This window comes from Xenorhabdus stockiae, from assembly GCF_002632825.1.
Lineage (GTDB): Bacteria > Pseudomonadota > Gammaproteobacteria > Enterobacterales > Enterobacteriaceae > Xenorhabdus > Xenorhabdus stockiae.
Genome location: NZ_NJAJ01000008.1, coordinates 124715 through 149107, shown reverse-complemented (window position 1 = coordinate 149107; position 24393 = coordinate 124715). Strand labels below are relative to the sequence as shown.

Below are 24393 nucleotides of genomic sequence, written 5' to 3'. Positions count from 1 at the left end.
TGCAATAGATATAGTTTTACTGATTTTTTCCCATACTCAATAAAACAGGTGGAAATAATGGAGAATTATTATTCTCCAATACTTCCACCTGCGACAAAATGGTCAAAAGACGAGGGGTATTAGCAATAACCGTACTGCATCAGACGCTCATAACGGCGGTTAACCAACTCTTCACTATCCAGTTCGCTCAGCTCAGCAAGATCTGACAACAATTGGGTTTTCAGTGATTCTGCCACTATATCGTAGTTGCGATGCGCACCACCCAACGGCTCAGGGATCACGGTATCGATCAGATTCAGTTCTTTCAGGCGGGGAGCGGTATTTCCCATCGCTTCTGCTGCCAAAGGCGCTTTTTCTGCACTTTTCCACAAGATAGACGCACAACCTTCCGGAGAAATGGTAGAAAAAGTACTGTATTGCAACATATTCACTTTATCACCGACACTCAGTGCCAGAGCACCACCAGAACCACCTTCACCGATAACAGTACAGATAACCGGCACAGACAGACGGGACATTTCACGCAGGTTGCGGGCAATGGCTTCCGACTGACCTCGTTCCTCAGCCCCCACTCCGGGGTATGCTCCCGGGGTATCAATAAAAGTAATAATCGGCAGTTTGAAGCGCTCAGCCATTTCCATCAGGCGCAAAGCCTTGCGATAACCTTCCGGCGATGGCATACCAAAGTTACGACGGATTTTTTCTTTTGTTTCACGGCCTTTCTGATGCCCGATAACCATGACCGGACGGCCTTCAAGACGTGCCAGACCACCGACGATAGCCTTGTCATCTGCATAGGCACGATCACCCGCCAGCTCTTCAAAGTCAGTGAAAATGCGCTGAATATAATCCAGCGTATAGGGACGGAGAGGATGACGTGCCAGTTGAGAAACCTGCCACGCTCCCAAATCAGAGAATATTTTGCGAGTCAGTTCGACACTTTTTTCCCGCAGACGCTGGACTTCTTCATCCAGATTGATATCTAGCTTTTCATCTTGACGGCTAACCGCAGTGAGCGAATCGATTTTCGCTTCCAACTCAGCAATCGGCTGTTCAAAATCCAGAAAATTCAGACTCATAACGTTCCTATTTTAGTCAAATTCTAATTCTACCTGCTCGCTACCCAGCAGAGTTCGCAGATCTGTCAAAAGGGTATCCGTTGGAGTTACCCGCCATGTTGCCCCGAATCGTAAACGGGCACGGGCATCTACCCGCTGGTAATAAAGATGAACCGGTATCGTGCCTGAACGATGTGGTTCCAGTGCACCACGGAGACGGTTCAATAATTGCTCATCAATTTGCCTGTCTGATAACGAGATAGCAAGCCCGCGTGCAAATTTTTCACGCGCCTCACTGATATCCATTAATTCTCGCGCTGTCATTTTAAGCCCACCGCTAAAGTCATCAAAGCTGACTTGTCCGGTTGCGATTAAAATTTTGTCCTGCTCTAACAAATGTTGATATCTTTCCAGGGCATCGGAGAACAACATAATTTCCAGCCGTCCTGAACGATCATCCAATGTGCAGATACCAATCCGATTACCTCGTTTAGTCGTCACAATTTTGGATGCCAGTACCAAACCTACCACAGTGGTTACCTGACCACGGGGTGTTGGATTCACATCCTTTAGACGTAATCCATTCGTATATCGTTCAATTTCTTTTAAATAACCGGTGATCGGGTGGCCTGTCAGATATAATCCCAGCGTCTCGCGCTCGCCATCCAATACCACTTGATCCGGCCATTTAGGTGTACTGGCATATGAGCGTTCAACCTGTTCAGGCTCCTCAGCCAGTACCCCGAACATATCAGCCTGCCCAGTGGCTTCTGCTTTAGCATGCTGATCCGCCGCTTTCAGGGCATCTTCCAGCGAAGACATCAAAGCAGCACGATGTGGCCCCAGCCTGTCGAATGACCCTGACATAATCAGCTTCTCCATCACACGACGGTTCAGCTTTTTAGTATCAACACGGGCACACAGATCGAACAGTTCTTTAAAATGCCCGCCTTTCTGGCGTGCTTCGATAATGGCTTCAATCGGCCCTTCACCGACGCCTTTGATTGCGCCAATACCATAAACAATTTCGCCTTCATCATTGACGTGGAAATGGTATAACCCGCTATTGATATCCGGTGGCAGGACTTTCAGCCCCATGCGCCAACACTCATCCACCAGACCAACAACTTTCTCTGTATTATCCATATCCGCTGTCATTACCGCAGCCATAAATTCTGCCGGATAATGCGCTTTTAACCATAATGTCTGGTAAGAAACCAGCGCGTAAGCAGCAGAGTGAGATTTATTGAAACCATAACCTGCGAATTTCTCCACCAAATCGAAGATTTTCATCGCAAGTTCGCCATCAACTCCCTGACTTATAGCCCCTTCTTCAAAGACTGAGCGCTGCTTAGCCATCTCCTCCGGTTTTTTCTTACCCATCGCACGACGGAGCATATCTGCCCCGCCAAGCGTATAACCTGCCAGAACCTGTGCAATCTGCATGACCTGTTCCTGATACAGGATGATGCCGTAAGTTGGCTCCAGTACAGGTTTCAGCGTTTCATGCTGCCATTCAACATCCGGATACGAAATTTCTTCCCGTCCGTGTTTACGGTCGATAAAGTTATCCACCATTCCCGATTGCAAAGGCCCCGGCCGGAACAAGGCCACCAGTGCGATCATATCTTCAAAACAGTCAGGACGCAGACGTTTGATCAAATCCTTCATGCCACGGGATTCAAGCTGGAATACAGCGGTCGTTTCGGAGCGTTGCAGCATATCGAAACTTTTCTGATCATCCAGTGGAATGGCGGCAATATCTATCGGTTCCAGATTTTTTCCGACACGGCGGGCATTGACCATCTCAAGTGCCCAGTTGATGATGGTCAGGGTTCTCAGACCAAGAAAGTCGAACTTCACCAGCCCGGCATACTCCACATCGTTTTTATCGAACTGAGTAACCGGGTTCAACCCTTCCGGATCGCAATATATAGGAGCAAAATCAGTGATCTTAGTCGGAGCGATGACCACCCCACCAGCATGTTTACCCGCGTTACGAGTGACGCCTTCCAGTTTCCGCGCCATATCTATCAGCGCTTTAACTTCTTCATCCGCATCGTAAATTTCAGGTAGCTGAGGCTCTGCGGCAAACGCCTTTTCCAGTGTCATTCCCGGATCAGGAGGAACCAGCTTAGATATCCGGTCAACAAAGCCATAGGGATGCCCGAGCACGCGCCCAACATCACGAATTACCGCTTTTGCGGCCATCGTACCAAAGGTAATGATCTGCGATACCGCATCACGTCCGTACATATCCGCAACATGGTCAATCACCTGATCACGTTTTTCCATGCAGAAATCGACGTCAAAGTCAGGCATGGAGACACGTTCGGGGTTCAGGAAACGTTCGAACAGTAAGTCAAACTCCAATGGGTCTAGATCTGTGATTTTCAGCGCATAAGCGACAAGAGAACCCGCACCGGAGCCACGCCCCGGGCCTACCGGCACACCGTTATCCTTCGACCACTGGATAAACTCCATCACGATCAGGAAGTAACCGGGAAAACCCATCTGGTTGATAACTTTTAACTCAATATCCAGACGTTCATCATATTCCAGCCGCTTTTCGGCCCTGACTGCCGGATCCGGATAGAGGAACTCCAGACGCTCTTCTAAGCCCTGTTTTGATTTTTCGACCAGATAGTCTTCGGTACTCATATCCCCTGTCGGGAATTTAGGCAGGAAATATTCGCCAAGCCGAATCGTGACATTACAGCGTTTTGCAATTTCTACGCTATTTGCTAATGCCTCAGGGATGTCTGAAAAAAGCTCACACATCTCCTGCTCACTGCGCAAATATTGCTGTGGGCTGTAATTTTTCGGGCGTTTAGGATCGGAAAGTGTATAGCCGTCATGAATAGCAACACGAATTTCATGGGCGTCAAAATCACCACTTTCCAGAAAGCAGACATCATTGGTCGCCACAACCGGCAGGTTTTTTTCTGCTGCCAGTTCAACCGCAGCGTGCAGATAAGATTCTTCATCCTGACGCCCGGTGCGAATAAGTTCCAGATAGTAACTATCCGGGAAATGTTCCTGATAAAAATCCAGACACTGATCGACTAACACGCGGTTACCACGCAGCAAAAACTTGCCGACATCCCCCATGCGTCCGCCTGACAGCAATATCAACCCCGCCTTGTGTTTAGCCAGCCATTCTTGTCTGATAGTCGGGCCGACCGCACCATAGCCTTTCTGATAAGCTTCAGAAATCAGTAAAGTCAGGTTTTGATAACCTTCATTATTACGGGCCAGAACGGTCAGATGGGCATACTCATCACCTAACTGTTCACTTTCCATATAGAAATCGGCCCCAATGATGGGTTTGACTCCTGAACTATGGGCACTGCCATAAAATTTCACAAGGCCACACAGATTGGTAAAATCAGTGATTGCAAAAGCAGGCATCCCCAATCCGGCGACTTTTTTTATCAGTGAGCCGGTTTTGGCTAAGCCATCAATCATTGAATAATCGCTGTGAACACGTAAGTGTACGAAACGTGGTTCTGTCATAGTCTGTCCAGATACTTATTCCAGATTTTTATCCAATAGCCAGCGCGCGTTTAACTGGCGCAAAACTTTTACGATGGTGTTCCGTCGCACCCAGCAGAGACAGTTTTTCCAAATGCAGGGCGGTAGGATAACCTTTATGCTTTGCAAAACCATATTCAGGGAACTGTTTATCCAGCTCGGCCATTTCTCTGTCCCGCGTCACTTTAGCCAGAATGGAAGCGGCACTGATCTCTGCAACCAGACTATCTCCCTTAACGACTGCCTGTGCTGACATTGATAATACCGGGCAACGGTTTCCGTCAATCAGGACATAATCTGGCTGAATTGCTAAGCCTTCAACAGCCCGCTGCATTGCAAGCATGGTGGCATGGAGAATATTGATACGGTCAATCTCTTCCGGTTCAGCGCGCCCAAGGCTCCAGCACAACGCTTTTTCTGTGATCTCCAGATAAAGCGCCTCGCGACGTTTTTCTGTCAGTTTTTTCGAATCCATCAAGCCAGTAATAGGTCTGGCCGGATCAAGAATAACTGCCGCAGTCACCACGGCCCCCACCAGCGGGCCACGCCCGACTTCATCAACACCGGCAATCAGATTCGCCTGCGGATAAACAAAATTCATTATTTTCTCGCTAATTCCAGTACCGCTTGTGCCGCCTGTTCATCGGCATCACAGCGAATACTTTCATGCAAATGCAGGAAGGTTTCTTTCAACGCTTCCACCTCAACACCACCACGTAACAACGGCAACAATGCCGCCAACAGTGCCTGAGGCTCACATTCATCCTGTAGTAATTCTTTGACTAATTCTTTACCTGCCAGCAAATTAGGCAGGGAAACATAAGGGGTTTTTACCAGACGTTTTGCCAGCCAGAATGTAAAAGGCTTCATTCTATAACCCACCACCATCGGGCATTTAGCCAGCATACATTCCAGTGCTGCCGTACCGGATGCCAATAAAGTTGCATCACTGGCAATCATAGCTGCACGAGCCTGACCATCTAATATGTGAATGGATAAATCCGGTGCAACTTCATTTTTGATACGCTGGAACTGCTCACGCCGTTTGGCATTTACCAATGGAACCAATACATGCAGATCAGGGATTTCATTCCTGAGTAACTGCACGGTTCTCAAAAAGTCGGCGCTGAGCATTTCTACTTCAGCGTGGCGGCTGCCCGGCAGGATAGCCAGACAATGGACATTTACCGGAATATCTAAACCTTTTCTGGCGGCTATTTTATCTGTTTGCAACGGCATGGCATCAGCCATTGTATGCCCAATAAACTGGCATGGCACATTAAACCGATCATAAAACGCTTTTTCAAAGGGTAGAAATGCCAGTACCAGATCTGTTGCGCGGCCGATTTTAAACACCCGCTTCTGGCGCCATGCCCATACCGATGGGCTGACATAATGAATCGTCCGGATCCCCTGCTGTTTCAGACGGCCTTCTAAAGTGATGTTGAAATCTGGTGCATCAATACCAACAAAAACATCCGGCTTCAACTCCGTAAAACGAGCCGTTAAATCTTTGCGGATTTTCAGTAAACGCGGCAAACGCCCCAGAACTTCAACGATCCCCATGACCGCCAGTTCTTCCATCTCATACCAGGCTTCACAACCTTCGGCCTGCATAAGAGGACCTGCGACCCCCACAAAGCGGGCGTCAGGAATTTTAGCTTTCAATGCACGGATCAGCCCCGCCCCTAGGATATCACCGGAAGTTTCTCCGGCGACTAAGCCAATTGTCAGTGGGCGCTGATGGTTAACAGAAGAAATGGTAGTCAAAGGAACACCCTTTATCTATACCCGTCGTCTTTCAAATTGCCTCTTTGTTGGCTGCACTCGCTCACCCCGGTCACATAGTTATCTATGCTCCTGGGGATGAACTCCCTTGCCGCCTCAATGCAACTCGAAATCCATAGGGTATACTTAGCGAATAATGCCGCGACTGGATTTTGCTGAATTCGCCAGAAAATCACTGAATAATTTTACGTGTGGGTTGTTTTCGGCCTGAGTTTCGATCTCGTTTCTGGCTTCTTCCAACGTTTTTCCACTGCGATAAAGTGCTTTATAAGCATTACGAATAGCGTGCAGCGACTCTTTATCAAACCCACGACGTTTCAGGCCTTCAATATTCAGACCGAAAGGCGTGGCGTGATTCCCCTGCGCAATAACATAGGGAGGTATATCCTGAGCAACACCGGAACAACCGCCGACCATAACATGGGAGCCAATCTGGCAGAACTGATGAACAGCAGTCATACCACCGATGATCACGTAATCACCAAGAATGACATGCCCGCCCAAAGTACCATTATTGGCAATGATGCAGCGATCACCCACAATACAGTCATGGGCAATGTGAGCATTAATCATCAGCAAGTTATCACTGCCGACTTTAGTTAATCCACCACCCTGAACAGTACCACGGTGAATGGATACACTTTCGCGAATACGGTTACGATCCCCGATCTCAACACGAGTCGGTTCACCCTGATATTTGAGATCCTGATTGACCTCACCAATTGAAGCAAATTGATAAATTTGGTTATCTCGGCCAATTTTGGTTATCCCGTTGATCACAACGTGGGATTTCAATTCAGTCCCTTCACCAATTTCTACTTGCGAACCGATATAACAAAATGGGCCAATACGAACATTGGCACCAATAACAGCTCCTTCTTCAATAATTGAAGAAGGATGAATAACAGCGGTCTGATCAATCATGCATTAAGCCTCACGGCGGCGGGCACACATCATTTCAGCTTCGCAAGCCACTTCTCCATCGACTTTCGCTACACCTCTGAAACGCGCAACACCACGGCGTTCTTTAATAAACTCTACTTCCATAATCATTTGATCACCTGGCAGAACCGGACGCTTAAAACGTGCGCCATCAATCGCTGCAAAGTAATACAATTCTCCTGGCTCCAGCGTACCAACAGTTTTGAATGCCAGAATTCCTGTCGCCTGAGCCATTGCTTCAAGGATCAGAACGCCGGGGAAAATAGGTTTACCCGGGAAATGTCCCTGAAAGAATGGTTCATTAACCGTTACATTTTTAACTGCTCGCAGAAACTTGCCTTTTTCGAAATCCAGAACTCGGTCTACCAGTAAAAATGGGTAGCGATGTGGCAGTAATTTCAAAATTTCTTCAATTTGCAGAGTATGATTATCACTCATCTAAATACTCTTCCTGTCTATATCCAATCGTAGTATTAAAAAATATGCACTATACAATACACTTCGTCTTTCAAGTTGCTTCTTTAGTTGGCTACGCATCTTGAAATCCATTGTGAATAAAACTAATGCAGTATAAAAAAAGCACTAATGACACGGCCTGCGTTAACTCCGGTGGAGTTATCAGACAGGCCGTAAAAATAAAAACTTAACCAACAAAATGTTTGTATGATTACTTGTTGTCACCTTCAAGCTTGCGTTCAACAGATTTCAACCGCTTATTCATTTCGTTGATATTCATTACCAAAGCAGCCGTCTTACGCCAGACTTTGTTCTGTTGCAGCGGGATACCCGATGAGTATACACCAGGTTCAGTGATTGGGCGCATTACCATGCTCATGCCAGTCACAGTTACTTTATCACAGATTTCCATATGTCCGTTGATAACACTGGCCCCACCAATCATACAATAACGACCGACTTTCAGGCTGCCTGCCATAATAACGCCACCCGCTATTGCCGTGTTATCACCAATGATAACGTTGTGAGCAATCTGGCACTGGTTATCAATGATAACACCATTACCGATGATAGTGTTATCCAGAGCACCACGATCGATAGTCGTACATGCGCCTATTTCAACGCGATCACCAATAATGACCGTGCCTAACTGCGGGATTTTAATCCAGTTACCGCGATCATTCGCATAACCAAAACCATCAGAGCCTATTACAGCACCTGACTGAATAAGACACTGCTCACCCATTTCAACGTTATGATATACCGAAACATTGGCCCAAAGACGGGTTCCTGTACCAATACGGGTATTTTTACCAACAAAACAGCCAGCACCAATGATGACATTATCACCAAGTACAACACCAGATTCGATGACAGCATTTGCTCCGATTGCAACATTTCTTCCCAATGTCGCTTCTGGAGAAATCACTGCTGACGAGTGGATATCCTGCGCTGGTTGTGGCGTTATATCCATAATTTGCGCCATACGCGCATAAGCCAGATACGGGTTATCAACCACCAGTGCAGCAACTTTACAATGAGGAAGATCGGCTTCGCTCAACACAATTGCCGCAGCCTGACACTCTGCAAGTTTATCGGTATAACGGCTATCTGATAAAAATGTAATTTGTTCGCTGTTTGCTGAATACATAGGAGCAATACCAGTGATGACGATATCGCCATCACCATGTAATTGCGCATTCAACTGCTGAGCAAGATCAGCCAATCGAATTGAAACCATTTAATTATTTAACCTGCTTCATGACGTCTGAAGTAATATCTTTACCGGATGCAGCATATACTACGGTACTTGCATCAAGAACAAGGTCATAACCTTCTTTACCGGCAACAACCTTAACTGCATCCTGAATGCGGTTGACGAGCTTATTGCGTTCTTCCATCTGACGGCGACGGCTATCGTTGTCAAGAGACTGTGCTTTCTTCGCAAACTCATCACGTTTAGCCATTACGTCTTTTTCCAGTTTTTCGCGGTCGCTCGCTTTCATTGTTGAGCCATCACGCTGCAATTTCTGGATGTTAGACTGCAAATCAGATTCCATACGTTGTAAATCGGAAACGCGGCCTTTGAATTCATTTTCCAATTGTTTTGCAACAGCTTCATGAGCTGGCAATTGTTGGAAAATTTCAGCCATATTCACAACAGCGATTTTGTCCGCTGCCTGAACACCGGCAGAAAACGCTAATGCAATACCAAGGCTTACTGCACACAGTACTTTCTTCACTATAAACTCCTTTGACCTACGCCATTTTACACGTTGGAATATTTATAATCGCCTTATCTAATAATAAGGCGATTTCCTACCAATAACGATTGGTTTTTTACCAGGTTCCACCGATGTTGAACTGGAATTGCTCTGTTCTATCCCCTTTGTAATCTTTGACTGGCTTCGCATAAGAGAAAGATAGAGGCCCCAATGGTGATAACCATTGAAGTGCGATACCAGTAGAAACACGTATTCTATTGGGTTTACCGTAATCAGGTAAATCAGGGTAATTTACCCCATCGTAACTGTTGCTCCAGCTGGTATCCCATACTGTTCCCGCATCTACAAACAGAGATGTTCGTACAGAATTAGCATATTTTGCATCCAGGAACGGTGTTGGCGTAATCAGCTCGAAGTTGGCAACTGCTATCGCATTACCACCCACTGCATCCTGGAATGAACCTCTTGAGTTAACCTTAGGCTGGCCTCCCGGGCCTTTTTCAAGGTAAACCGCTTTTGGCCCAATATTGTTAGGACGGAAACCACGGACGCTATTGGAGCCACCGGCATAAAAGTTCTCATAAAATGGCAGCTCCTTGCCCCCAATGCCACCACCATAACCCAATCGGGTACGTCCCATCATGACCCATGTACGATCTTCATCAATAGGATAGTAGCCGGAAGAGTTCAGCGTAACTTTATAGAACTGGTTATCAGAGCCAGGCACCGTGACTTTTGTATCCAAACCGGCTTTAACACCTGATGTTGGGAAGAAAGCACGGTCAAGGTTGTTATAGCTCCAGCCCACTGTCATTGTTACGTCATTGGCATCAAACCTGATTTTATCCGTGAAATCCGGCTTTTTATGCATTTTCTCCATATAGCGCCACATCGCTAACTGAGGACGTATATTAGACAACGAGTTATGAACATAACCTAATCGGAAATATAATGAGTTATTTTCATTCAGAGGAACGCCAAGAGAGCCATCTGTACCGTATGATTTATTGGTATAATTAGAAAGCGAGGCATCATCCGCACGGAAATCACTATAGAATATCCGCCCGCCTAAACTTACCCCGTCAACAGTGAAGTAAGGGTTAGTAAACGACAAGTCAGCCGATGTTGAATAATCATTCTTACTGGCGCTGATCCCAACCGCATTACCTGTACCCAGCCAGTTATCCTGCTGAACGCCGACCTGAAAACTCATGCCGCTTTCAGTACCGTAGCCAACAGAAAAGTTCATGCTGCCTGTGTTACGTTCTTTAACTTTATAAATGACGTCAACCTGATCCGGGCTACCCGGCACACGTTCGGTGGCAACATCAACAGTTTCAAAATAACCCAGACGATTGAGACGCTCTTTGCCATACTCAACTAAGTCACTACCCAGCCACGCCCCTTCCATCTGGCGCATTTCGCGACGCAATACCGAATCTTTACTGGTGGTATTACCAGAAAAACGAATATTACGTACATAAAAGCGGTTACCGGCATCCACATTGATATGCAACTTCACCGTCTTGTCGGCATCATTGATTTCAGGTTGTGTCATGACCCGAGGATAAGCATAACCATAACGGCCAAGAAGCTGTTTGATTGCTGTTTCTATGTGGGTAACTTCTGTTCCGTTATACAGTGAACCCGGCTTAATAGTAGTCAGTTTTGTTATTTGAGCCTGATACCCTGCCAGATTACCACTAACATCAACACCTGAGATTTTATATTGATCCCCTTCAGTGACGTTGATAGTAATATAAATCCCTTTTTTATCAGGCGTCAGATTCACCTGAGTCGAATCAATATTAAACCGCGCATAGCCTCTATCAAGGTAGAAACTACGCAATTTCTCAAGGTCACCTTCTAATTTCTGCTTCTGATATTTCTGATCAGCCGTCAGATTCCACCACGGAACATCATCTCTGAGTTGGAAACTATCGAGTAACTCACTCGTTGAGAAATCTTTATTGCCAACAATGTTAATTTGCTGAATTTTGGCGGAGACACCCTCAGAAAAAACAAGTTTCAAGTCAACCCGATTACGGGGAAGTGGTGTAACAACAGCCTTCACTGTAGCGTTGTATTTACCGACGCTATAGTAAAAATCTTCCAGCCCTTTTTCGATATTCGACAGCATGGTGCGGTCAAGGGCTTCACCAACACGAACGCGCGATGCTTCAAGATTACTCTTGAGCATGTCATCTTTCACGGCCTTGTTACCGGAGAAAGTAATACTGGCGATGGTTGGTCGTTCTTTTACCTGAACAACCAGTGAATTACCATCACGCAAGACACGAACATCTTCAAAGTTTCCAGTCGCGAACAGGGCATGAATCATACGACTGATATCTTCATCGCTGACTGTATCACCTACGCGAACTGGCATATTCAATAATGCTGCACCAACGGTGACACGTTGAAGACCCTCAAAATGAATGTCCTGAACTACGAATCCGTCTGAACCGTATGCAGTGGCGCTGCCGAACAGCAGCGACGCTATGAGCAACTTTTTCATCGCCATCGTTGTTATGCGTTTTCCTAACTGGTCCCCCACCTAAAAGCGGGAGAAATCATTGAAAAGTGCAAGCCCCATTAATAACACCAGCAATATAGCACCAATGCGATAACTGAAGTCTTGTACACGCTCGGAAACTGGCCCTCCCTTGATCTTCTCGATAGCAAGGAAAAGCAAGTGTCCACCATCTAGTACAGGTAACGGGAACAAGTTTATGATCCCAAGATTGACGCTGATTAACGCCAAAAACATCAAATAATACACCAAGCCAGAATCCGCTGACACACCAGCACCCTTGGCTATGGAAATAGGGCCACTCAAATTATCAAGTTTCACATCCCCGACAATCAATTTGCCAATCATATTCACGGTCAGCTTGATCAATTGCCAGGTTTTCTCTCCAGCTTCATAAACGGAATAGAAAGGCCCATACTGCTGAACTGTTCTGTATTCATCAGCCAATGGAATAATTTTCAATTCAACTCCGGCAAAACCTTCTTCGCGCCCATCGGAAAGTTTCTTAGCCTCAGGTATCAATGACAGAGTCATCATACTGCCAGCTCTTGCAACATCAAGTTTCAGGGGAGTATTCGGATTCTTCCTGACGTAAGATGCAAAAGAGTGCCAAATATCTACGTTCTGGCCATCGACTTTAACGATCCTGTCCCCGCTTTGTAAACCCGCTTTTTCCGCCGCTGAGCCGGGATAAATTTTCTCTATCTGAGAACTAGGGTACGGAATAACGGGCATAATGCCTAAAGACAGCAGGATGTCCTGCCGGGACGGATCAAAAGCCCAGTGCCGTAAATCCAGAGTCTTTTGAATGGATTCCGAAGAATCCTCCGGGGCCACATCCAGCGACACAGAAGATTCTCCGACTTTACTTATCAAAGCGAGTCTTACTGAATTCCAGTCAGGAGTTTCGATGCCATCAACGGCTTTTAGTTCCATTCCGGGCAAAATATTTGCCTGGGCCGCAATCGAGTCAGGCTTAACATCCAAGATAACTGAACGAACCGAAGGTACGCCGATCACAAAAACCAGCCAGTAAGCAACAATAGCCAGAATAAAGTTTGCGATTGGCCCGGCACTGACAACTGCCGCCCTCTGCCCGATAGTTTTGTTATTGAACGCCATATGGCGGCGCTCAGGAGCGACAGTCTCAACTCTTTCATCGAGCATTTTGACATAGCCGCCTAAAGGAATAAGGGCAATAACGAATTCAGTTCCCTGTTTATCTGTACGACGCCAAAGCGCTTTACCAAACCCGATAGAAAAACGCTCAACGTAAATACCACACCGTCTGGCCACCCAAAAGTGACCAAATTCATGCACTGTAACAAGCACTCCCAATGCAACAATAAATGCAGCCAGATTCCAGAGAATATCCATTAATGTACCTTCAGAGACCAAATCCAGAAGAAACTAACATTACCAGCCCGGCAAAAACAGGTACTGCCGCCGTTAAACTGTCCACCCGATCCATCACTCCGCCATGCCCCGGGATCAACTGACTACTATCTTTAATACCCGATTCCCGTTTAAACATACTTTCGGTCAGATCACCAAAAACAGAGGCAATAACGACAACAGCAGAAATCAGCAACAAGTTTTCAGGCATCACTGGGACTGGAGCAAATTTACTGAATAACCAGGAAATAAGTGCCGCAGTCAGCAGCCCTCCGGCCAGCCCTTCAAGGGTTTTACCCGGGGATACTTTAGGTGCCATTTTGTGTTTACCTAATGTGCGCCCAAAGATATAAGCCCCTGAATCAGCGGCCCAAACCAGCAGCATCACATACAGCAGCCACCACGCACCATTATAGGTATTATTTTCATACCCCTGAGTGCGGAGAACCATCATTCCACAATAGAATGGCACAATAGTCAGAAAACCGAATAGCAGGCGCAATATAACGGAAGATTTCCAAATAGAAGCTGAAGCTGGATAAGCAACAACTAATATGACAGCGACAACCCACCAGAGCATTCCTGCCCATAAAAGATACAGAATTTGAGGTTTCTCAGTCAGGTGAGTAAAGTCTGCCAAAGAATGTTGTAAAGCAAGCAGCCCAGCGGCACACAATACTGCCAGTGCTATGCGTTTTGACTGTGTGAATAATCCGGCAAATTGCCCCCATTCCCATGCAGCGAGTGCTGAAACTGCAATGACAACCAGCCCGAACCCTGAAGGAGGAAGTAAAAACAGAGCTGCAACAACAAGGGGAATTAATATTAACGTAGTTAAAAGACGGTACTTCAGCAAGTTCTCCTCCTATGATCCCACTTCGGCATCGTCTGGCGTTCCGCCAAAACGGCGTTCTCGTTTAATAAAGGCATGAATAGCACCTTCAAAGGCTGTTTCATCAAAATCAGGCCAAAGTATATCGGTAAAATATAATTCTGCATAAGCTATCTGCCATAACAGGAAATTACTGATACGATGCTCGCCCCCGGTTCTGATCACTAAATCAACATCAGACTGCTGACTCAGGCTCATAAAACTGCTTACTGTTGACTCGGTAATGTCTTCAGGTTCAAGCTGATTTGCCCTGACTTTTTCAGCAACCTGCCTGACACTCTGAATTAAATCCCAACGACCGCCATAATTGGCAGCAATATTAAGCTGCAATCCGGTATTGCCCGCCGTCAACTCAACTGAACGGCGGATACGCTCCTGCAACCGTGAGCTGAACCGACTAATATCACCAATAACAGACAATTTCACATTGTGCTTATGTAAGCTCTTCACTTCATTATCGAGAGCAAAAACAAACAGTTCCATTAATGAACTGACTTCTTGTTGTGGACGATTCCAGTTTTCGCTACTGAAAGCATATAATGTCAGTGATTCGATATTATTTTTAACCGAAAAGCTCACAGCACTTCGTACAGCCTTAATCCCTGCACGATGACCAAAAACTCTTAACTTCCCACGCTTTTTTGCCCAACGCCCATTACCATCCATAATGATGGCAACATGTCTGGGTAATGACAGCGATGAGTCACAATCACTAGGAGATATCACTCAAACTAATCCTTAAATAATTAAGCTGACACTTTATAGCTCAAGAATTTCCACACATGAAAAAGCCGTGCCAACAATTATCACGGCTGTTTCTGGCATAGACCCGGTCGAAAACCTTTATCTCTGATACATGCTTTAAAAACAGATACCAAAATAAGCTAAATATTGAACTGGCTATTATAGCAACTACGATTTACCTGCGAACTATATCATTTGCCAAAATGCAAACAAACATATACTTATTAACAAAATTCGCTAGTTAGCAAAGGCGCCAATTGCCTCTTTCGCCAGAGTTCTTGCTATATGGTCGATTTCTAAGACCTCTTCAATGCTTTGAGGTTCAGGCAAATTTAATTTCTCTACAACCTGTCGATTCATCACCGCAATATCAGTGAAGCGAATCTGATTCTGCAAAAAGGCACTCACTGTTTCTTCATTAGCGGCATTCAATGCAGTTGTTGCGGCCTGACCTTCATGACAGGCGTCAATCGCCAGTTTGAGGCAGGGATAACGACGATAATCCAGAGCTTCGAAAGTCAGTGTGCTGAGTTCAGTAAAATCCAGCGGTTTAGCGCCAGACTCAATACGATTGGGATAAGCCATGCTATAAGCAATTGGCGTACACATATCCTGCGTGCCCAACTGTGCAATGATACTGCCATCCTGATAACGCACCATTGAGTGGATAACGGATTGCGGATGCAACAGAACTTCCATTTCATCAGCAGAAGCGTTGAACAGATGGCGGGCTTCAATATATTCCAGCCCTTTATTCATCATTGTTGCAGAATCAACGGAAATTTTACGACCCATTGACCAGATTGGGTGAGCACAAGCTTCATCGGGGGTGACAGAAGAGAATTTTTCCAGCGGCGTTTTACGGAATGGGCCGCCAGAACCGGTCAGAATAATACTGGAAATACCATGATCTTTTAAAGTGGCATTACCAAGATTGTGTTGGACTGACTCAGGTAAACTCTGAAAAATGGCATTATGTTCGCTATCAATCGGCAACAACTGTGCTTTATATTGATTAACCGCCTCCATAAATAAACGCCCGCTGGTAATAAGCGATTCTTTGTTAGCCAGCAGAACCTGCTTACCTTTACGGATAGCCGCCAGTGTTGGCAGTAACCCCGCAATACCGACAATAGCAGACATAACCTGATCGACATCTTCCAGCGCGGCTAAATCACAAATAGCCTCTTTTCCAGACAAAACTTCAGTCTGGCAACCCTGTTCCTGCAATAACCGCCGCAATTCTGTTGCGGCATGTTCATCGAACATTGCGGCATACTGAGGCTGAAATTCCAAACACTGTTGTGCCATGACTCCACTATTTTTCCCGGCAACAAGTGCCACAACACGGAATTTATCTGGGTTCTTTCTGACAACTGAGAGTGTACTTGTCCCGATGGACCCCGTTGAGCCGAGGATAGTTAAGCGTTTCATATTAATACTCTGAGTATTCTACTGACATAATATCGCAATAGTTTGATCTGTCCTGATCGCTATGTCCATTGCCTGAGAAAGAAATGTGATACGAAATGTAATATTGATAATATTAAATGATAAGAATAACGCCGCAGGGCTGCGGCGTTAAGTTATGCCCGTTGTCTTTCAAGCTGCCTCTTTATTGACTGAGAAACAACCCGAAATCAACCAGGCATAGCAGAGAAATGGCAATTAGAATTCCATCAACTCTGTTTCTTTGTTCGCCAGTGCTTCATCAATCTTTTTAATGAAGGTATCAGTCAGTTTCTGAATATCGTCCTGTGAACGACGTTCTTCATCTTCGCTGATTTCTTTATCTTTCAGCAGTGCTTTAACTTTATCGTTAGCATCGCGGCGGATATTACGGATAGATACACGCCCCTGCTCTGCATCACCACGAACCACTTTGATCAAATCTTTACGACGTTCTTCAGTCAGTGGAGGCAGAGGAACACGAATAATGGTTCCGGCAGAAGATGGATTCAGACCCAAATCAGAAGCCATAATCGCTTTTTCAACAGCCGGAGTCATAGAACGATCAAATACTGTGATCGCTAAAGTACGTGCATCTTCAGCAACAACGTTCGCAATCTGACGCAATGGAGTCGCTGCGCCATAATATTCGATGCTGATGCCATCTAGCAGGCTAGGAGAAGCACGGCCAGTACGTACCTTGCTGATTTGGTTTTTCAGTGCTTCGACGCTTTTTTCCATGCGGTCTTGTGCGTCTTTCTTGATTTCATTAATCACGTTATAAACCCTTGGGAACTGGTTATTTTCTAGACCATACATGCCAGCATGGCATACTATGACCCTGTGTCATTAAATTTGGCGCATCAGGACGCTGATCATACCGTCAAATCTCACCGATGTCTCTGTGTACGAAGAAATCAGTCGTGAGAAATCAACGTACCTTCATTTTCACCCATGACAACACGACGAAGTGCACCTGGTTTGTTCATATTGAAGACACGGATTGGCAGGTTATGATCGCGGGCCAGTGTAAAGGCAGCAAGATCCATAACTTTCAGTTCACGCTCCAATACATCCTGATAATCGAGTTTGTTATAAAGAACAGCTTCTGGATCTTTTGCAGGATCAGCGGAGTAGACCCCGTCAACTTTGGTTGCTTTTAACACAACATCCGCTTCAATCTCAATGCCGCGCAGACAAGCTGCGGAATCTGTCGTAAAGAACGGGTTGCCAGTACCTGCCGAGAAAATAACAACACGACCATGACGCAGTAAGCTGATAGCTTCAGCCCAGCTATAGTTATCACAAACGCCATTCAGAGGAATAGCGGACATCAGACGGGCGTTCACATAGGCGCGGTGTAAGGCATCACGCATTGCCAGACCATTCATTACTGTTGCCAACATGCCCATGTGGTCGCCGACTACACGGTTCATTCCTGCTTCAGCCAGACCGGCTCCGCGAAACAGGTTGCCTCCGCCAATAACGACGCCGACTTGAATACCCAGCTCAACCAGTTCTTTGATTTCCTGAGCCATGCGGTCTAAGACGCTAGCATCGATACCAAAACCTTCTGCGCCTTGCAGGGCTTCTCCACTGAGCTTAAGCAGGATTCTCTGATATACGGGTTTTGCATTGGTTGCCATGGTGTTTCAGTCCTAAGCAGATAAGGATTATTGGGGGTTACTACAATTATTCAGTTAATACACATCCATGCTATATAGCCAGATGTAAAAATTCTTCTTACTCTTCGTCTTTCAAGTTGCCTCTTTGTTGGCTGCGCTCGCTCACCCCGTTCACCGTTTTTATAAACATACGGTTATCTATGCTCTCGGGGATGAGTTCCCTTGCCGCCGCGATCCATCTTGAAATCCATTGGGTATAGATAAGACGGAACCGCCAATCGGCGGCTCCGTTAAGACAATTAAGCCTGTTTGCTCATTGCAGCAACTTCTGCTGCGAAGTCAGCTTCAACTTTCTCGATGCCTTCGCCAACTTCAAAACGGATGAAGTTGATAACTTTAGCGTTGTTCTCTTTCAGCAGAGCGCCAACAGTTTTGCTTGGGTCCATCACGAAGTTCTGACCATTCAGAGAGATTTCGCCGGTGAATTTGTTCATACGGCCAGAAACCATTTTCTCTGCGATTTCGCGTGGTTTGCCAGACTGCATTGCGATGTCCAGCTGGATCTGATGCTCACGCGCAACAACGTCAGCAGGAACGTCAGATGGGTCAACATATTCTGGTTTGCTTGCAGCAACGTGCATTGCAACGTGTTTGATCAGTTCTTCGTTTGCGCCTTCAGCCGCAACCAGAACACCGATACGAGCACCGTGCAGGTAAGAACCTACAGCTTCGCCTTCCAGAATAGCAACACGACGGATGTTGATGTTTTCACCGATTTTAGCAACCAGTTCAGTACGCTGTTCTTCGAACTTAGCTTTCAGTGCATCGATGTCAGAATTTTTGTCAGCCATAACGGAAGTGATAACTTCTTTACCGAATGCCAGGAAGCCAGCATCTTTAGCAACGAAGTCAGTTTCACAGTTCAGTTCAACGATACCTGCGAATTTAGCATCTGCTGAAACTTCAACCAGGATAACGCCTTCAGCTGCAACACGGCCTGCTTTTTTAGCCGCTTTTGCCTGACCGGATTTACGCATGTTATCGATAGCCAGCTCGATATCACCATTCGCTTCAACCAGTGCCTTTTTACATTCCATCATGCCTGCGCCAGTACGCTCACGCAGTTCTTTTACCAGAGCAGCGGTAATGTCAGCCATTTGTTTAATTCCTCGATGTGTCTCGCGGGAAGATAATATTCCGCGTGGAAAGTTATCAGATAATATCCTTCGTCTTTCAAGCTGCCTCTTTGTTGGCTGCGCTCGTTCACCCCAGTCACATAGTTATCTATGCTCCCGGGGATTCTCTTCCTTGCCGCCGCGATGCAACTCGAAATCCATTGGGTATAGTTCTATATCAGATATGTAAAGGGGGCCTTGACAGGCCCCCTAACCAATATATTTCAATACCTGGTCAATAAGGGCTCAGAAATGAGCATGCCTTATTATTCAGCGTCTACAAGACCTTCTTCAGCCTGAACAGCCAGATCCTGTGAACGGCCTTCACGAACAGAAGTCGCAGCAGCAGTCAGGTACAGTTTTACTGCACGGATTGCATCGTCGTTACCAGGGATAATGAAATCAACGCCATCTGGATCAGAGTTAGTATCAACAACAGCGAATACTGGGATACCCAGGTTGTTTGCTTCTTTGATAGCGATGTGTTCATGTTCAGCATCGATAACAAACAGAGCATCAGGCAGGCCGCCCATGTCTTTGATACCGCCCAGGCTGTTTTCCAGTTTGCCAAGCTCACGAGAACGCATCAGCGCTTCTTTCTTAGTCAGCTTGTCAAAAGTACCGTCCTGAGACTGAGCTTCCAGATCTTTCAGACGCTTGATTGACTGACGAACAGTTTTCCAGTTAGTCAGCATACCACCTAACCAACGGTGGTTAACGAAGTATTGGTCACAGCCCAGAGCTGCTTCTTTTACTGCTTCGCTTGCAGCACGCTTGGTGCCAACAAACAGAATTTTGCCTTTACGGGAAGCAATTTTGTTCAGCTCAGCCAAAGCATCGTTGAACATTGGAACAGTTTTTTCCAGGTTGATGATATGAACTTTGTTACGAGCGCCAAAGATGAAAGGTTTCATTTTTGGGTTCCAGTAACGAGTCTGGTGACCGAAGTGAACGCCCGCTTGCAGCATATCGCGCATGGAAACAGTTGCCATTTTAGACCTCTATAAAGTTAATTGGGGTTATGCCTCCACAGATCCCATGACACCGACTCTTTAACTGTGTGCTATTCATACCGCATGAAAGAGATTCATACGAATTAGTCACATGAGAGCACCCCGGTGTATGTGCCGATCCGTGTGTGTTATTTACACAAATGAGTTTATTTAGCATTTCTGAAATATTGCTTCCACAGGAAACAATTACACAGAATACCGGCGCGCTTTATACCATAATCCGGCCCTATACACCAACATTTGTTATCGCTTTCTGACGTCTTAGCAATCAACGGTTATTGTTAGATATAAAGCAGGCTGATACCATTACCACCATCATTTTTTCATTAACTAATATCAAAGAATCGGTGATTTACCGGTTCTAATGGACTGATTTCATGGCTATTACTATCAAAACAGACGAAGATATTCAGAAAATGCGCGTTGCCGGTCGTCTGGCAGCTGAAGTTCTGGAGATGATCGAGCAACACGTTAAAGCAGGCGTTACCACGGGTGAACTTGATCGGATTTGCCACGAACATATCACTAATAAACAGCAGGCTATTTCTGCCTGTCTGGGTTATCACGGTTTTCCTAAATCTGTCTGTATTTCGGTCAATGACGTGATTTGCCACGGTATTCCAAGTGATGACAAGGTACTGAAAGACGGCGATATCGTTAATATCGATGTTACTGTTATTAAAGATGAATTTCACGGTGATACCTCCAAAATGTTCATCGTTGGTAAACCAACGATTCAAGGCGAACGTCTGTGCCGTGTGACTCAGGAAAGTCTGTACCTTGCACTGAAAATGGTGAAACCGGGTATCCGTCTGCGTACTATCGGCAAAGCAATTCAGCAATATGTGGAAGGGAATGATTTCTCCGTAGTTCGTGAATATTGTGGTCACGGTATTGGCCGGGTTTTCCACGAAGAGCCGCATGTGCTTCATTACGATGCCGATGATGGCGGGGTTGTGCTGCAAAAAGGCATGGCTTTCACTATCGAACCCATGGTCAATGCGGGTGATTATCGTATCCGTACCATGAAAGATGGCTGGACTGTCAAAACCAAAGATCGCGGCTGGTCTGCACAATACGAGCACACTATTGTCGTTACTGACAACGGCTGCGAAATCATGACATGGCGCAAAGAGGAAGAAGCGCAGATTTCAGCAGTATTGGTTAACGCGTAATCGCTTAACGAACAGTTACGTAAACCAACCACAGATTAATCGATAACAATCTGCTGATATAATTTGCTCCTCCTGCCAAAGATCCCGTTGTCAGGATAGCATTGCCAAATGAAGCCCTTGTACATAAACTGTCCTCACAGGGCTTCATCATCGACTACAAACGCCTGCCCATCTCCCAGTTTCTTATCATAGGTTTCTGAATATGCCAGTTGATATTGCTTTTGCGCACGCCCCGATTCCTCCTGTCTCTCCGGTAGAATTTTCATGTGATGATCTGCAATGCCCGGTGCTGAAGCAGCATATTGATGAGTTTCAACTGTGGCTTGAACAGGCATTCAAAGCGGGTATTTCCCCGACCGCACTGATTTATGCACGCAGTGATTATATTGATAAACTTCTGACCCGGTTGTGGCAGCAGTATGGGTTTGATCAGATAGATACTCTTTCCCTGATTGCCGTTGGGGGTTATGGAAGACGCGAGTTGCACCCTCTTTCAGATATCGATCTGCTGATTCTGAGTGAACATCCACTGACTGAAGAACAATCAAGCCAGATTGGACGCTTTATAGCTCTGCTCTGGGATATTCGTCTGGATGTCGGCCACAGTGTCAGAACTCTCGAAGAGTGCCTTGAAAAAGGGCTTTCCGATCTGACTATCGCCACTAACTTAGTGGAATCCCGCTTAATTTGTGGTGATTTACCTCTGTTCCTGCGCTTACAAAAACACATTTTCAGTGATGACTTCTGGCCATCAGCCCAATTTTTTGCCTCCAAGCTCACCGAACAGAAAAATCGTCATCAGCGATACCACAGTACCAGCTACAATCTGGAACCCGATATAAAAAGCAGCCCAGGGGGATTACGTGATATCCATACTCTCCTTTGGGTGGCTCACCGTCATTTCGGGGCGACATCTTTAGATGAAATGGTCGATTTTGGTTTTCTGACTCACGAAGAGCGGGATGAATTAAACGAATGCCAGAATTTTCTCTGGCGTATCCGTTTTGCCCTCCATCTGTCTGTTACCCGTTACGATAACCGTCTATTGTTTGAACAGCAGTTTAGTGTCGCTCAGCTTCTCGGCTATAAAGGCGAACATAATCAGCCTGTTGAACGTATGATGAAAGATTTCTATCGCGTGACCCGCCGAGTCAGCGAATTGAACGACATGCTGTTGCAACTGTTTGATGAAGCAATCCTGACACTACAGCCAGATGAAAAACCCCGTCCCCTGAATGAGGCCTTTCAGTTACGGGGAGATCTTATCGATGTTATTGATGAATCACTGTTTACCCGTGATCCAGCCTCAATTCTGAAAATGTTTTATCACATGGCCGTTCACCGGGAAATTAACGGGATCTATTCCACTACGTTACGCCAGCTTCGCTATGCCCGCCGGAACCTTAAGCAGCCATTGTGCGAACTTCCTCAGGCACGAAAAATTTTTATGGCAATCCTGAGGCACCCTCACGCTGTCAAAAGTGCTTTGCTGCCAATGCATCGTCACAGTGTATTAAGTGCCTATACTCCGCTTTGGAGCAACATAGTCGGCCAAATGCAGTTTGACCTGTTCCATGCTTATACCGTCGACGAGCACACCATCCGGTTATTGCAGAAACTGGAAAGTTTTGCCGATGAAAATAACCGCATACTTCACCCTGTGTGTATTGAACTCTACCCACGCATACCGCAGCCTGAATTACTGCGGTTGGCCGCTTTTTTCCATGATATTGCCAAAGGGCGCAATGGCGACCACTCCGAGCTGGGAGCGAAAGATGCGTTTGCCTTCGCCAAACAGCATGGATTGACAACTTACGAAGCTGAATTGGTGGAGTGGCTTGTTCGCTATCATTTACTGATGTCAATCACTGCCCAACGACGGGATATTCAGGACCCCGAAGTCATCCAGCAATTTGCCTGTCAGGTCAAAAATCAGAACCGCCTGAATTACCTGCTTTGCCTTACTGTTGCCGATATCTGTGCCACAAACGCCAAACTATGGAACAGCTGGAAACAGAGCCTGCTGCGCGAACTTTATTTCGCGACTGAAACCCAGCTACTTAAGGGGATACAAAATACGCCTGATTTACGGGAGCGTATCCGGCATAACCGCTTGCAGGCTTTGGCACTGTTACGTCAGGAAGCGATTGACGAAGAAAGGTTGCATAATATCTGGAGCCGCTGCCACGCAGATTATTTTTTGCGCCATACGCCGGATCAACTGGCATGGCATGCCAGCCATTTAGTTAACCATCAATATCCTGATCCAATGGTATTGATCAGTACTTCATTTTCTCATGGAGGAACGGAAATATTTATCTGGTGTCAGGATAGACCTTCTCTTTTCGCGGCTGTCGTGGGGGAATTAGATCGGCGCAATTTAAGTGTTCATAATGCCCAGATCTTCACTAATCGGGACGAAATGGCAATGGATACCTTTGTCATACTGGATCCGAATGATCACTCTCTGGCACCTGACCGCCATGAACCTATCCGCCAGTCTTTGCTCAAAGCCATTAACGATCCTCATCCGAAAGCACCCAAAACGCGTAAATTACCGGCTAAATTACGCCACTTTGACGTACCTCCCAAAATCAGTTTCTTAACGTCACAAAATACCCGACGCACTTATATGGAACTCGTCGCTCTGGACCAACCCGGCCTACTGGCCAAAGTCGGCAGTATTTTTGCCGAATTAGGAATTTCCCTACATGGTGCGCGCATTACAACCATCGGTGAGCGGGTAGAGGATTTTTTTGTACTGACGGATAAAGATTATTTGGCACTGGATAAAAAAATCAAAGATGAATTGTCAGAAAGGTTGACAGAAGCCCTTAACACCAAGGATAAAGTATAGCATTCACTAACCAATATTTGACTAAGAATAAAG

At 46.0% G+C, this 24393-nt stretch carries 19 protein-coding genes; 2 read left to right on the top strand and 17 right to left on the bottom strand.

What is annotated here, in order from left to right; translation table 11 throughout:
* Nucleotides 1-119: 119 nt before the first annotated feature.
* The 17 genes from accA to rpsB form a co-directional block, all read right to left on the bottom strand.
* Nucleotides 120-1079, bottom strand: coding sequence for an acetyl-CoA carboxylase carboxyl transferase subunit alpha (gene accA, locus Xsto_RS05760; protein ID WP_099108900.1), 960 nt, complete (start codon nt 1077-1079; stop codon nt 120-122).
* A 12-nt stretch (nt 1080-1091) separates the two neighbouring features.
* A complete protein-coding gene (gene dnaE / locus Xsto_RS05755; protein ID WP_099124350.1) occupies nt 1092-4574 on the bottom strand; it encodes a DNA polymerase III subunit alpha in 3483 nt (1160 codons plus the stop codon).
* 28 nt (nt 4575-4602) lie between these two features.
* Nucleotides 4603-5193, bottom strand: a complete 591-nt coding sequence (gene rnhB, locus Xsto_RS05750; protein WP_099124349.1) for a ribonuclease HII — start codon at nt 5191-5193, stop codon at nt 4603-4605.
* Nucleotides 5193-6377, bottom strand: a complete 1185-nt coding sequence (lpxB, locus tag Xsto_RS05745; protein ID WP_099124348.1) for a lipid-A-disaccharide synthase — start codon at nt 6375-6377, stop codon at nt 5193-5195. The genes rnhB and lpxB overlap by 1 nt, the downstream gene beginning before the upstream one ends.
* Before the next feature lie 129 nt (nt 6378-6506).
* On the bottom strand, nt 6507-7304 hold the full coding sequence (gene lpxA / locus Xsto_RS05740) for an acyl-ACP--UDP-N-acetylglucosamine O-acyltransferase (protein WP_099124347.1): 798 nt from the start codon (nt 7302-7304) through the stop codon (nt 6507-6509).
* 3 nt (nt 7305-7307) lie between these two features.
* On the bottom strand, nt 7308-7760 hold the full coding sequence (fabZ, locus tag Xsto_RS05735; RefSeq protein WP_099108905.1) for a 3-hydroxyacyl-ACP dehydratase FabZ: 453 nt from the start codon (nt 7758-7760) through the stop codon (nt 7308-7310).
* 229 nt (nt 7761-7989) lie between these two features.
* Nucleotides 7990-9018, bottom strand: a complete 1029-nt coding sequence (gene lpxD, locus Xsto_RS05730) for a UDP-3-O-(3-hydroxymyristoyl)glucosamine N-acyltransferase (RefSeq protein WP_099108906.1) — start codon at nt 9016-9018, stop codon at nt 7990-7992.
* A 4-nt stretch (nt 9019-9022) separates the two neighbouring features.
* Complete coding sequence (gene skp, locus Xsto_RS05725; protein ID WP_099108907.1) at nt 9023-9520, bottom strand: molecular chaperone Skp; 498 nt, start codon at nt 9518-9520, stop codon at nt 9023-9025.
* Between the two features lie 97 nt (nt 9521-9617).
* Nucleotides 9618-12026: an outer membrane protein assembly factor BamA gene (bamA, locus tag Xsto_RS05720; RefSeq protein WP_099108908.1), complete on the bottom strand. Its 2409-nt coding sequence runs from the start codon at nt 12024-12026 to the stop codon at nt 9618-9620.
* A gap of 33 nt (nt 12027-12059) precedes the next feature.
* Entirely contained in the window at nt 12060-13412 is a 1353-nt protein-coding gene (gene rseP, locus Xsto_RS05715; protein ID WP_099108909.1) for a sigma E protease regulator RseP, read from the bottom strand.
* Nucleotides 13413-13422: 10 nt separating this feature from the next.
* On the bottom strand, nt 13423-14286 hold the full coding sequence (cdsA, locus tag Xsto_RS05710; RefSeq protein ID WP_099108910.1) for a phosphatidate cytidylyltransferase: 864 nt from the start codon (nt 14284-14286) through the stop codon (nt 13423-13425).
* A 9-nt stretch (nt 14287-14295) separates the two neighbouring features.
* A complete protein-coding gene (ispU, locus tag Xsto_RS05705) occupies nt 14296-15048 on the bottom strand; it encodes a (2E,6E)-farnesyl-diphosphate-specific ditrans,polycis-undecaprenyl-diphosphate synthase (RefSeq protein WP_099108911.1) in 753 nt (250 codons plus the stop codon).
* Nucleotides 15049-15303: 255 nt separating this feature from the next.
* Nucleotides 15304-16500, bottom strand: a complete 1197-nt coding sequence (ispC, locus tag Xsto_RS05700; RefSeq protein WP_099124346.1) for a 1-deoxy-D-xylulose-5-phosphate reductoisomerase — start codon at nt 16498-16500, stop codon at nt 15304-15306.
* A 234-nt stretch (nt 16501-16734) separates the two neighbouring features.
* Entirely contained in the window at nt 16735-17292 is a 558-nt protein-coding gene (gene frr / locus Xsto_RS05695) for a ribosome recycling factor (RefSeq protein ID WP_099108913.1), read from the bottom strand.
* A 140-nt stretch (nt 17293-17432) separates the two neighbouring features.
* On the bottom strand, nt 17433-18161 hold the full coding sequence (pyrH, locus tag Xsto_RS05690) for a UMP kinase (protein WP_086955305.1): 729 nt from the start codon (nt 18159-18161) through the stop codon (nt 17433-17435).
* 278 nt (nt 18162-18439) lie between these two features.
* Entirely contained in the window at nt 18440-19297 is an 858-nt protein-coding gene (tsf, locus tag Xsto_RS05680; RefSeq protein ID WP_099108914.1) for a translation elongation factor Ts, read from the bottom strand.
* Between the two features lie 284 nt (nt 19298-19581).
* Complete coding sequence (gene rpsB, locus Xsto_RS05670; protein WP_099108916.1) at nt 19582-20307, bottom strand: 30S ribosomal protein S2; 726 nt, start codon at nt 20305-20307, stop codon at nt 19582-19584.
* Between the two features lie 398 nt (nt 20308-20705).
* On the opposite strand from rpsB, the gene map reads away from it, so the two are divergent.
* Both map and glnD read left to right on the top strand, forming a co-directional pair.
* The gene (gene map, locus Xsto_RS05665; protein WP_099108917.1) at nt 20706-21503 is read left to right on the top strand and encodes a type I methionyl aminopeptidase; all 798 of its coding nucleotides are present in this window, start codon (nt 20706-20708) and stop codon (nt 21501-21503) included.
* A 202-nt stretch (nt 21504-21705) separates the two neighbouring features.
* Nucleotides 21706-24360, top strand: a complete 2655-nt coding sequence (gene glnD / locus Xsto_RS05660; protein ID WP_099108918.1) for a bifunctional uridylyltransferase/uridylyl-removing protein GlnD — start codon at nt 21706-21708, stop codon at nt 24358-24360.
* The last annotated feature ends 33 nt before the right edge of the window (nt 24361-24393 follow it).